We start from the raw sequence: 13120 nt of genomic DNA, 5'->3' as shown, positions 1-13120 counted from the left end.
ATAATACATCCATAAAGAAATCATCCCTAATAATTCCGTGCATAGGATGCATAGAATATTCCTTTAGTTTTTCTGACAATTCCTCATGCGTTGCCAAATATAAAAATCGGCGTGGCATATGAAAGGGTACTTCAGCCCACAAGCCTATCGGAATAAGAATTGTATTAATCCCGTATTCATTCAATTTATCTATAGCTGTATCAGCATAAGATAAGCTATCTACTTGTTGTAAGAAACCGACGTAAAGCAAAGGATTATCTACTTCTTTAAATTTAATTATAATGTCTAATTGACCTATATTTATGCCTTTCTCGATATCTTTAAGCTTATAATTAAAAACAGGATCTCCACGCAATGGTCGGATAATATGTATATCTCCCCTGCCTAAATCTTTTAATAAGTAATGAAAAATGAGATGATTGAACATGCCAGGATCATCTGATTGGAGGCAAATTGCTATAGCTGTCTTTTTTAATCCATGCATGTGTTTATTATAATACGCACCCAATAATTTAACAAAGGAGTTTATAGAGATTTATTTGCAGTGCATGCATTCCATGATTAATGCATAGCCTTTAACTTTTTAAGATAAATAGACTTAGATTATGATGGTCTAAATACACGTCTTTTAAAACAAAAACAAACTCGCCTCGTGCCGTATAATTATTAAACACAAATAATATTAATTATTAGATTTAAAATATAAACATCTTTTAATAAAAATGCAAGAAAGGGTGTTTTATAAATTCAAACTCAAACAAATATTGCTTTATTTAATCCACCCATTTCCTTTTTTATCAAAAGAACACAAATTCACTTTCTGAATAGTGTTCGTATTGAGATTTACCTGGCGGGCGATAAAAGTCATCAATTTTCCCTTGAGATGCAAGGAGTAAGAGACCATATGGAATTTTACGACAGGCTTCAGCAAATAAGGACGCTGTATCGATCTTAGATCCTACGATCTTATATTTAGGGCTCATTTTTAATTGCCGATATAATTGATTAGATAATTTATTTATTTCTCTACTTTCCATTTGTTTTCGGCTTAAGTATTCATTTAATAGGGTTGGATCTTTAGATAGACTATTCAAAGCACGTTCATAATGCTGACTACTTAATCTTTCCGCGTCGTAACATAATACAAAGGCGCATTTAGGGTTGTCTATAATGCTGTCAAAAATCTCTTCTTTAATATTCTGGGGGATATTTTCCCATTGTAGGACCGCGGCGGCAAGGTAGATATCAGTAAGTTTGTCTAACAGTTTACATTGCAAATCCTTAATTTGAGGATCATCCCAATATGCCATAGCTTGTATAATCCCAGACGGCGAGAATTTTAAAATTGATTGTTGCCGCTGTTCTGAAGATACTTCAGCCCATGTTCCTGCTAGGATCTTTAAGCTTTCATCTTGAATCTTTTCGTATATCAATCTAAAATCTTCCTCTGAAAAACAATCCATTTGCCTTAATTGGAAAAGATGGTTCGATGAACTTAAACGATGAAGAAGTGTGACTTTCTCTTTATTTGTAATTCCAGACCAAGATAATGCTGCTGATACCAATACGCTCTCATTCATACCATAACCTTCTAAAAATCTTTTGACACGCATCTCATCTGTAATAAATTTTGAATACATGCCTAAATATAGTAGTGCTTTATCAGTAGCATGTTCAAATGTATTCAAAACATCCGCTTCGGTTATGCCGCACCAGTGAATCGCAGCTTGTACTTTCCAGAATCCGCTTAAGGTCTTAAATGCCTTTCTTAGCACATCTACGCGAATATCTTTAAAGGCTAATCCTGCGCGATAAGCCCATTCGCCTGTGACTGTTCTTTTAAGTAACAAGTCTTCCCGCATCTGTGTCGTTACAATTGGCCAACTTCTTGCCGCCAGATAAGCTGCTTTTTGTTTGAGCCGACTGAATTTATTCAGCAGGATATGAGGCATTGTTTTTAGTTGATCCCATCGTATGCCTGCTTCAACGGCATAAATATCTTCCATATTGTTAAAAGCTTCTACTAAAGTCGCTTGTGATAATTTCTTGAAACGCTGTCCTGCTCTTATTTTTTCCTCATCCGATAAATTGACAAAAGCGAGCTCTTGAACATAAGCGTCATCAGGAAAGATTGATACAACGTAATTCACAATATGTTTATCGTCTAATCGTCTTATTGCGTCAATTAAAGTTGGTGTAGGAAGCAAATGCCCTGCCTCTTTTGCACATTTTATGATATTCTCTCCTGATAAACAGTTGAACATATTTACCAGATTATTCTCATTTATTTTGTCCTTATATTTCGATGCTATCATAACCAACAATTCCTGATCTTGATTTGCTATACCATATGCAATGATTTTATTTATTTCCTCGTAGCCAATATCGGCGCCAGCCTTAATCATAATTTTTGCAAAATCATCTAGGGCAACCTGATTCATCTTCCCCAGTTCTTCAGGAGTAATTTTTCCCTTTTCGATAAATGCCGCAATCACATCGTGCCAATACTTGCCGAATAATCTCTTATGAGATAAACAGTATTTCAAGTTCTTATCATCATTGAAAAATTGCTCCTCCACTCTTTCTGGATAAGCACCAACCAATCTAAGATATCCGTCCAACCTCTTCTCTTTTATCAACAAAACAACGAAATTCCTGTATAGCTTAGGTAGTCTTTTCAAATAGACATCATAAACCGGCCGATATTGAGGTTTTACTTCATCTTTAATTTTCTTCAGGAAGTTTTGAGAATTTTCGATATCGCTTACCAAAGCCAAAAACAGGGCAAATAGATTAACTGTATATGCGTTATCAGGAACAGGATAAGGTAGGGCTAATTTTTCTTCTGTCCCTGTGTCTCTCAATAATACTGCTAGAGCATCAGGCGTATCTTTATACGTCATAATTAGTTCAATTAGTTTCTCGTAGTGATTGCCACGTATATTTATATTTGCGATATAGTCTTCAACTGCCATCATAATTATATTATAAACGCATTTCGACATCTTTGCAGTTATTGTGTTATGCTCAGGCATTAAATATGCATCTAAATGACATATGCGTGTTATAATATTAGTATGAAACCAGAATATATTAGCATTCTTGTCAGATCAGGAATTCCTGTTCTCTGTCTATCTTCATTTGGAGTCGGCAAAACCCAATTTGCGTTATCATTCGCACGAGAAAACATTAACGCCCATATCGTTATGTTAAACATGGCTGCTCTAGAGCCTGAAATGTTGCCGGGGGTGATTTATGCAGATCACAATGGCAATCCAATTATTGTAGGAATGCATCAATTCAACGAGCTGGCCAAGAAAATCGCCCAAGAACCGCATAGGCCAATCCTAATTTTTATGGATGAAGTAACACATGGCAATTTGTCAGTGCCTCACATACAGAGCTCCATGATGACCGGTATATGGTCTGGTTATGATTTTTCACCTTATGCACGAAATGGTAAATTATGGTACTTGTTAATGGGCAACTCGACTAAATTTTCAACATCAGCAGATACACTTCCTGAACCTTTAATTAATCGTTGTTTGGTTCTCGAATGGGGTGTAACTTCGGCAGATATAGCTAATTATTACGCGGGCAAATATTTAAACGAAAAGGATATCGCAAGTATCGCCAAAGAATATGCCCAGGCGGCTGGGATGAATGATTATGAATACGAGGCTTTAGTTAAAAAAGCCACACAAGAACTTTTAGAGAATGGTGTGCTAAACAAGCCAAAGAAATGGGATTGGCATCACCCAGATTTACCGGATGCTAGTGCCGTAAAAGTAGTGTATCATGCCTTATTAAATCGCATATCTGAAAATTTAACCGGACTAGATGAAATAATACACAAGATTTATGGAAAAGATAAACCGTATCAAAAGAGAGATCCTGAAGAAAATTTCTTAAGCCCACGCTCTCTACATTTAATTATCAAGGCAGCCGCTATCTTACATTGTGCTGGCGCGCCTAACTCTGTAATCCAAGAAGTGTGCAAAGGTGGCACCGGAAATGATCAATTAGCAGCATGGCTTTATGAAAAATTGAACACGACTGATTTGCCAAGCTATACACAAGTTATTAATTGGATCGAAGGGCGAGAAAACAGCATTGATTTAAAGAATAAGTCTATCGATTGGATCGTGTTGTTTAACGAGCAAGCTGCTGAATATGTAATACAAAAGATCATCAATGAAATGTCTTCTCAAAAAGAGGATAAAACAGGAAAATTAATCGCTGTTTACCAATATTTAGACAAAGCATTGACTAAAATGAAGAATGAACTCTTCACAATTAACCCTGCCCTTCAATCTTCGCTTCTTCAGAAGATAACCAATCACCCTTCGATGAGAGATGTTAATATGAGAATGGGACCGATCATGTCACCAGTTTATAAAGAATGGTACGTCATGCATTTAGATTCTAAAAAGAAAGCTATTGAAAATAATCAAGCTGTAGATGGTATCAACAATAGCCCTAAAAACGACGATGAAATATCTAAAAGTATAGCTGAAGACATCAAGGAGTTTATGTATAAAAATATTAACAACACAATAAGCAGCGCCAAAGACGAAGAAAATAATTCACCATCTCCTGAAGATTTAGAAAGAGTTTTAACTTCTATTGGAATTGGGTTTGTCTTTTTTCTTCTTAGCATTAAACATCCAGATATTTTTACAGCTCCCGCTGAGTTTCTTGAAGCTACGAGCAAAATAAAAGCGGAAGATTTGAAGGACATCGAAAAATATATATTTGCGCAAATCTCAGGTTTAATTAATGTTAATGGCAAGAATAATCCGTTTGAAAGTTTTTTATATACATAACACCTGAATAATAATGGATTTTAATGATATTGTCAGTGAATATTCCGGTGGTTATGCCATAGTCAATGCAGTTCCAGGCAGTGGAAAAACTAGTATATTAGCAAAAATTGCCGCTGTTCTACAAAATCAACATGCACGTATTCTTGTCGTTACTTACACAAATAGTGGTGTAATTAGTTTTCAAAATCGTTTAAGATCGATTCGCCATAAAGATCCATATCCACTCGAAGGATGTGATATTGTCACATTGCACAGCTTAGCCAAGAGAATAATTGATTATGATCCTTACCGTATCGGGCTTAGCCCAAATTATGAAGTAGCAGATGAAGGAAGATCAAAGTGGATGTTGTATAAAGTAATTGATGAGTTTCGAACAAAAAACCAAGATGAATATAAAAAGGCAGCAGTCTCATTTAAAAATATCTATGACATGACTAATCGTGTTTATCGTTTTATGCGTTTTTGGATGAGTAAAATAAATCTACAAGATGATCAATATATCAATAATTTGATATATAACAAGCCGGAGCTTATGTTATGTAGAAAAGTGGTGGATATTTATCAAAGAATGAGCTTGGCATCAAGCGTATTAGATTTTGATAGCATGATCTACTATGCTATCAATATGTTAAATAAATATGATGATATAAGAGATCATTTTTGTAATTATTGGTCTTATATTTTAGAGGACGAATCTCAAGATAGCACCATCAGTCAAATTCATATGCTATCTGTTTTATCTCAAAAACATGGCAATTGGATAAGGGTAGGTGATCCTAATCAAAGTATCATGACTACATTTTCTCCTGTTTATGCGAAGAGATTAGACGCTGCCTTTCAAATTGCAAGTAATCACGAAAAAAATAACCGAGAGATAAAACGCTATTTTATTTTCGACAATAAAAGATCTTTCCATGGAATTATTCGATTAGCCAATGCTTTAGTAAATGTGATTAGCGCAAAACATACAGATAGTTATATTAAAGAAAAGGCGTTCGTCATACAAGGAGATATGCAACCTAAAAGTAACTTATCTGGTAGTCTCCCAATATACCATTGCTTTAAGAATAAAAAAGAAGAATATTTCTTTGTCTTTCAAGATGTTGCTAATTATATGGCACATCATCCCCATTCTTCTTGTGCTATTCTTGTTCCAAACAACCAAATTGGAGCTGAATTGCTTAAATTCTTCTCTCATAAGACAACTGGGACAGATTTATCTGATCATTTGTCTGTCAATATAAAGTGGGGCAAATCTGAGGATATATTCATCAATTTTATACATTCAGTTTTCAAGCTACTGGATAATCTTAGCAACAAAAAAGTATTTATTGAAGCAATACAAGCCTATATTAAGTATAAAAATAGAGGGATTAACTCAGATTATGAAAGAAATATAACGAAATACTTGTCTGGATATAATCTGAAAGATTTTTTGGGAGGTAAATCAGAAGGCCATATGTATAATTTAGATAATAAAAGCCTGCAGATAGTTGAAGAGTTTTCAAATTTAATGCGGGACGTTTTGAAATCATATGGTCAAACTCCAGATGCAATTATCGGCCAAATTGCTACAATAATCGGGGCGTCTCCAGCTGAATATTCGGTTGTCTTACATATTAAAAAAATTATACAGTCTCAATATCATATATATACTGGTGAGTTTAAAAATACCCTGATGCTACTTGAATATTTAAACAAGAACAGCATTTATGAAGCATTCACTGATCAACCTAATCCTTCTCCTGGTTATATTACAATATCAACTGTGCATAAGTCTAAAGGTTTAGAATGGGACAGGGTTTATCTCGTTGCAGTCGATGAAACTCATTATCCATATAGACTAAGCGAAAACAGATCGTCTTCAGAATTTAGATACGACGCTATCGATGACCTGGCTTATTATATCGTTAACGATCAACCCGCGAAAACAAAATACGATTTAGAGAGATATTTGATATGCGAAAAAATGAGATTGCTTTATGTTGGTATCACAAGATCACGCCATGATCTTATTATGACAAGCTCTGGATCACCTCATAAGTTAATAGAAAGAATATGCAAAAGTTTGTCTAGACCAAATGAATTGAATCAATCGAATCAGGTTGTATAAATTAATAATCACACCCTACGAATAGATAAAGGCAGTTGAATGAAATTTAGTGACGAATTAAATTAAAATCCACCCAATTTTTGCAGTATCTAAATTAAAATGCCCCACCATCTTCAACAAGCATAATAAATTCTGAAGCAATGACGCAACAAATTAAACACATAATATAACTCGACATATCGTGATAACTTCTAAATATACCGCAATAGAAGTAATAAATCGTCGGATTAATTAAATGAAAGATGATATTTGATGATTCTTACTTTAAACGACTAAGGCCATAACTCACCTAAAGCGAACCGCAATACTCGCCCAGAAGTCTTCGCACGCAATCTTAATTCATCACTATCTTACAAATCGCTTCATCAGCAACAAATCACATATTAGTTCATGATGAAGTTCTTGTTCATCATGCGACGTGCATGAGCATTTGACCTATGTGATGAGATAGATGTATGTTTACTTCTTACAAATGTGAACCGGTCTTCGATCGCGGCGATAAATTAGTTTTCATTTATGGAGGTCGGATAAATCAATCTGTATGTGATCATGCGCCGAGTAATTCTGTTGGCTATTAATGACGCGATTCACTTGTGATTCGCATCGTCACACAAGAATTGATTTTTATCTTGACAAAAGATTATCGTTTGACGTATTATTCTGAATTGAAGTATTTGCATCTTTTATTTGAATAATATAAAAAACATATACACTCGTGTTATTAATGATGCCTGCCGCAGCAATTCTTATATTTTTTATAAGATATTAAACCATACTTTTTAAACGCTTCATTCATCTAATCTTATGAATATGGTTTCATTTATCCATCGTGTTATGAATGCCATAATTAGCATTCCTTTAATTTTAATAAAAATAAGCGGAGCGCCTAAAACAAAATACTTGCGTAGTCCTGCGAATAGCTCTGATAGCCCGGATGCGCTTGCTTGAAGGGATGCCTCCGATTACAGCATTACACAAAAGCGTAACCGAACGCCGTAGCTCCTCCACACATCGCGAAAAGCACCGTGTCCGTCGGCCTAAGCGAGCAAGAGCCCCCGCAACTCGGCGAGACTTGCTTCAAATGAATAGGTCTGCGACTTGCCTGGCGCAACTAGAGACAGCCGCCACGGTAGTCCAAAGCAGCATACCCACTGAAGCTGTCGGTGCAAGACTGAAATGCGCGTGACCCTTGATCCACCACCGCTTGCAACACCGCTTCATCGCGCGATAGGGTATCTACCAGCACATCACGCAGCGCGTCCGGCGATCGACCTACGTGATGAGATAGGCGCGTTTTTTTATCCCCTACGAATGTGAACAGCTCATCAAGTTCGACGAGAGGTTAGTCATCGGTTGGGGGCTGTGGGATGGGGAGCAGCCAAGGCACGTTCACCGGCGCACTTGACCCATGTGGCTACCGATTGCGCACTTGACACGCAGATTGCGCCCGATGCGTCGGAAGCTGTGGCCATCCAGATGCATCTCAACGGTTTGGCGCGGGATTCTAAGCGGGTAGCTGATTGGGTTGGGCTGAGGGGTGAAATGACGATTGCAGGCCTTGCACAGGTAGCACTGGCTACCACTGTGATTCTTGCCACGTTTGATCACAGATTAGCTTATGTCTCTCTGGACACTTCATGTATCCAATTTTATTGACTCCCTGGGGTGGATTGATTCAAAAGATCTTAAATCAAATCGTGTGTGGGAAACATTCCTTTATTATATGCCTCTCCATGCTTACTTATAAACTTGGTCAATCTATCCTCTCGGAGCATCATCGCGCCAAATAGTGACGCCTTTAATTTTGTGAAGAAAAACTGCCCGATATAAAATATCTCAAGAAACATAGATTGCATTATATGCAAGTTTATCAGGCTTGGAAAATGTATAACAGTGAAAAGTTTGAGAAGTGTTTCTTTTATGAAATGGATGATTTACTTATAAACTCTTTTGATGCATTATCGGAAGCCCAGTTCAACGAAATTTGAGATAAAAGAGTGCTTATTACTATTGATAAATCCGGATACATGAAGTTTTCATCAATTAATAATATAAGAGCATATGAAACAGCATTGATATCTGCTTATCCTTTTATACGATATGGAGTTAAGGATAATGTGGATTGTTTATTGGTAGATACTGAAGTAGTTGAAGTTAATTATCTTATAGGTTAAGGGATGAGATATATAAAAAATACATTTCAACCTGGTGTTGGCACATATCTTTCAAAAATCATCCCTTACATTAAGTAAAATAAACAAAAAGATGGCGTTATAATTATTTACACAGTTAATAAATCATGAACACATGAGCGTATTATTAATTATATAAGGGATTACTCTGAGACTACAAGTGCAAATCCTTACTTGGTAGCAGTAGCTGCAATGTCGGTAAAATATTTCCTCTTACCCATGAACTACAACAATAAAACGCTCAATATTGCTGGTTTCTCAAACGAGGCACCACAAATTACTGCGAAATTCATGAGTGGTGAATTTTCCAAAAATAATAAAGAGATATATTCAACCCTTGATCTCTTTCAGCTTTATGCTAAGATGAAGGACCCAGCGCAAGATCAAATATACAATGTTGATTGGTATATTTATGTTTGACATTGGATATGAACAACGAGATATATTATTTCATAGATAATATATTATTCAAATATAGTCCATGGGATTTAAAAATAAATAAAGATGAGTTAAAGTATTATGCGGACGAGTTGTATAATATATTGCTATATCGCATAAAATCAGACGATTATTATGATCCAAAACTATTGATATATTTATCTCTAACTGGTCATGAAAAGGCTAGAAAAGTATTATTAGATTATATTATAAAAGACTTTGGTCATAAATCGATCGCGGCTTATATCGGATTATGGATAATAGGTGATTCTAAGGCAATGGAAGAAATTCGTAAATACATCAATGATGATAAAAATTATCCAGTTATATTTACTCTAAGCCTTTTGGATATAGTTTTTTCTCACAGAGAAATAGATGATCGCAATATAATAAATGATTTGCTTTGGATACTTAGAAATACAGATGATCAAAAAATCATCCAAATGGTATTAGATATAATCGTTAAGATGCCAGAAGAAAAAGCAAGTAAAATATTGTTAGATGAATCCCGAATATCACCGGGTTTAAATAAAAAACATATTATAATAAAGATGGGAGATGTAAAACATCCCGATGTTGTTAGATATTTAAAAGAAGAGTTACTTAATGATATTTCGGCAGATAACACAGGTTATATATTAAAATCGTTAGGCAAGATAGGGTCTCTGGATGAATATGAGTATCTTAAAAATAAGATAGCGCAGGTAAATGAACAGTTTCGTCCCGATTTAGTTAAGGCTATGTGCGACATTATATACAGATCAAGACAGTACATAAAAAATCAGGAAGTAGATGATAAAGAAAAAGAAAAGCATCTCCTCTCTTTCAATCAACGTCTACAAAATTACTCCGAAGAGCTTTATGATTATATAATTAATTATATTCTAGATGAAGATGATAAAATAATATGTATGGCTAAAACAAATAGCCCTCGTGCATCAAATTGGTTGCTCAGCTATATCAAAGATCGGCACTCATACCTTCCTATACGATGCTCACTATTTCAAGCAGCCGCTTTAGTAGATAATGATGATTTGGCCAATATGATATATGATAATTTCATCAAGAATAAAAAGGAGGAATATATAAATAGAATTGGGGATGTTCTTAATTTAACCCAATCGCTTAATATAGATAATCTAATTGATTTAATGCTATTTTTATTAAGAAATAATGAGTTGCATAGATATAATAAAGTTATAGAATCGCTAAATCATATCATTTGTCGCGTTTTACAATCATCCCCTGTTTTAGATATGATGATTTCTGAGATTGTTAATGATTATAACAAAGATTATATAAAACGCTTAATCTTTATTAAATTATGTTCGGTTTTTCCATCCCGCACGCATGAGTTTACATTAAAGATAATAAAAGAGAGGATGGTAAATAATTCATCTTTTGATGATGAGATCTCTTTTTTTGCAGTTTTTTTGGACATTTTTACAGAGAGAAATAATTGCGCTGTAATTCTTAAGGAAATACTGGATTCATATGGTGAAAGAGAATGTATAAAAAAAGCAATCTATTCTGCATTAGCTCTTTTGAATAAACACCATACTCTTCTACTTTTTTTTAAGCACCTCCATACGATCGAAACTAATCCATATAACAAGGTTATTGAGGTACTCAAACAAAACGATCACGAAATTATCTTATCAGCTGCCGCATATGCTTTTAAAGAAACAGAAGATAAATGTAAAGATAAAATATACCATTTTCTTTATAGATTATATGAAGATAATCTAGTTAGATATATTAATAAAATGATGATTAAAAAAGGGTCTCTAACATTACATTTAGCTAATCTTCTTGATTATATTTATAAATCCAACAATATAGACACCTACTTTTAAAAAAATAATATGTTAGAATAACTGCATGTCTGATTTTCTTTGCCAAAAATGATTGATTTTTCAGTGCCAAATTGAAAGATATGATCTCTTGATGAGATAGATATTGTTATAATTCAGCGAAAAGTAATTGAATCTGTACTCAGAAAGTGTTTGACAAAATGAAAAATCCATCGTTTTATACAATTACCACGAGGATATCCATTTTTATGGATTTTACATGATCTAAACGCAGGATTGCACTATGCGTAAATGATAGTTAAAAATATGAAACATACAAATGGCGTAAACTAACCAATAATCAATCTAGGCAAGAATCCTAGCAACTGCCAGCGCAATCTGTGCAAGATCTGCAATCGTCATTTTATCCACCAGTTCAACCAAATCGGCCACGTAACAAGAATTCCAAGCCAAACTGGCGATATGTATCTGGATAACTACTGCTTCCATGGCATATGACCAATCTACTATCTACTATTCAAATACGCAATCAGTAGCTAACTAGGTCATGTGTACAGGTGACTGCTCCTAGTCTCCGGGAGTGCCTAAATCCAAATACTTGCGTAGTCCCGCGGATAGCTCTGATAACCCGGATGCGCTTGCTTGAAGGGATGCCGCCAATTCCAGCATCGCACAAAGGACTCACCCGACCACCGTAGCTCCTCCACACACCGCGAAAAGCACCGCGCCCGTCGGCCTAAGCGAGCAAGAGCCGCCGCAACTCGGCGAGACTTGCTTTTACTGAAGAATAGGTCTGCGACTTGCCCGGCGCAACTAGAGACAGCCGCCACGGTAGTCAAAAGCGATATACCCACTGAAGCTATCGGTGCAATACTGAATTGCTCGTATCACTTGATCCACCATCGCTTGTAACACCGCTTCATCGCGCGATAGGGTATCTACCTGCTCATCACGCAGCGCGTCCGGCGCTCGACCTGCGTGATGAGATCGGCGCATTTTTTTACTCCCGACGAATGTGAACTGCTCTCAAGCTCGACGATCGGTTAGTCGTCGGTTGGGGGCTGTGGGATGGGGGCAGCCAAGGCACGTTCGCCGGCGCACTTGACCCAGTTGGCCACGGATTGCGCACTTGACACGCAGATTGCGCCAGATGCGTCGGAAGCTGTGGCAATCTAGATACATCTCGACGGCTTGGCACGGGATTCTAGGCGGGTAGCCGATTGGGTTGGGCTGAGGGGTGAAATGACGATTGCAGTCCTTGCACAGGTAGCGCTGGCTGCCGCTGCGATTCTTGCCTCGTTTGATCACCGATTTGCTTATGTCTCTCTGGACACTTCATGCATCCAATTTTATTTGCTCCTATGAAACAACGCATCCGCGCATCCGCATCCTGGCGATGGCCGATACGCTGAAATACCTGCGCAAGAGCGGCCGCATGTAGTTGCTGACTGCTGGCATCGGTGAGCTGCTACAGATCAAACTGTTGGTCGAACTTAAACAAGGTACGGTCACTCCTCTGGACCGCGTGCGCACACGTAGGCGCGGCATCGAGCGCTTGCTGGAAGAAGTGCGTAAGACGCCGGGCCGGCGCGCTGTTTCTCGATCGTTTACACCGGCGGCGAACAGACCGGCGACATCGAACTGGTGCGCCGCGAATTGCAGCCGATCGCGCCGATCGAGCCGCCCGACCCGGTGCTCGTCACGCCGGTCATCGGCGCGCACTTCGGCCCGCTGGGC

At 36.9% G+C, this 13120-nt stretch carries 11 protein-coding genes; 6 read left to right on the top strand and 5 right to left on the bottom strand.

Annotated elements, in window-relative coordinates:
- Both NZM04_02430 and NZM04_02425 read right to left on the bottom strand, forming a co-directional pair.
- Positions 1-484 (bottom strand): hypothetical protein (locus tag NZM04_02430; GenBank protein ID MCS7062898.1); only part of this gene is annotated, 484 nt, incomplete at its 3' end.
- A 313-nt stretch (positions 485-797) separates the two neighbouring features.
- Positions 798-2978: a hypothetical protein gene (locus NZM04_02425; protein ID MCS7062897.1), complete on the bottom strand. Its 2181-nt coding sequence runs from the start codon at positions 2976-2978 to the stop codon at positions 798-800.
- Between the two features lie 99 nt (positions 2979-3077).
- Here NZM04_02425 and NZM04_02420 point away from each other — a divergent pair, with 99 nt between their 5' ends.
- Complete coding sequence (locus tag NZM04_02420) at positions 3078-4826, top strand: hypothetical protein (GenBank protein MCS7062896.1); 1749 nt, start codon at positions 3078-3080, stop codon at positions 4824-4826.
- Between the two features lie 13 nt (positions 4827-4839).
- A complete protein-coding gene (locus tag NZM04_02415) occupies positions 4840-6939 on the top strand; it encodes an ATP-dependent helicase (GenBank protein MCS7062895.1) in 2100 nt (699 codons plus the stop codon).
- Positions 6940-8050: 1111 nt separating this feature from the next.
- On the opposite strand, the gene NZM04_02410 is transcribed toward NZM04_02415, so the two are convergent.
- Entirely contained in the window at positions 8051-8185 is a 135-nt protein-coding gene (locus NZM04_02410; GenBank protein ID MCS7062894.1) for a hypothetical protein, read from the bottom strand.
- 164 nt (positions 8186-8349) lie between these two features.
- On the opposite strand from NZM04_02410, the gene NZM04_02405 reads away from it, so the two are divergent.
- From NZM04_02405 to NZM04_02395, 3 genes are all read left to right on the top strand, one after another.
- On the top strand, positions 8350-8595 hold the full coding sequence (locus NZM04_02405) for a hypothetical protein (GenBank protein ID MCS7062893.1): 246 nt from the start codon (positions 8350-8352) through the stop codon (positions 8593-8595).
- Between the two features lie 755 nt (positions 8596-9350).
- The gene (locus NZM04_02400) at positions 9351-9551 is read left to right on the top strand and encodes a hypothetical protein (protein MCS7062892.1); all 201 of its coding nucleotides are present in this window, start codon (positions 9351-9353) and stop codon (positions 9549-9551) included.
- Positions 9552-9559: 8 nt separating this feature from the next.
- Positions 9560-11425, top strand: a complete 1866-nt coding sequence (locus NZM04_02395) for a hypothetical protein (protein ID MCS7062891.1) — start codon at positions 9560-9562, stop codon at positions 11423-11425.
- A gap of 303 nt (positions 11426-11728) precedes the next feature.
- Here the strand turns inward: NZM04_02395 and NZM04_02390 are convergent, their stop codons facing one another.
- Positions 11729-11872 carry a hypothetical protein gene (locus tag NZM04_02390; protein MCS7062890.1) on the bottom strand — a complete coding sequence of 48 codons (144 nt, stop codon included), beginning with the start codon at positions 11870-11872 and terminating at the stop codon, positions 11729-11731.
- Positions 11873-12196: 324 nt separating this feature from the next.
- Positions 12197-12379, bottom strand: a complete 183-nt coding sequence (locus NZM04_02385) for a hypothetical protein (GenBank protein MCS7062889.1) — start codon at positions 12377-12379, stop codon at positions 12197-12199.
- Between the two features lie 195 nt (positions 12380-12574).
- Here NZM04_02385 and NZM04_02380 point away from each other — a divergent pair, with 195 nt between their 5' ends.
- Positions 12575-12748 carry a hypothetical protein gene (locus NZM04_02380; GenBank protein MCS7062888.1) on the top strand — a complete coding sequence of 58 codons (174 nt, stop codon included), beginning with the start codon at positions 12575-12577 and terminating at the stop codon, positions 12746-12748.
- Positions 12749-13120: the final 372 nt, after the last annotated feature.

The organism is Candidatus Methylacidiphilales bacterium (genome assembly GCA_025056655.1).
Lineage (GTDB): Bacteria > Verrucomicrobiota > Verrucomicrobiia > Methylacidiphilales > JANWVL01 > JANWVL01.
Note: the sequence above shows the minus strand (reverse complement) of the source record. Positions and strands in the feature narration are given on the sequence as shown.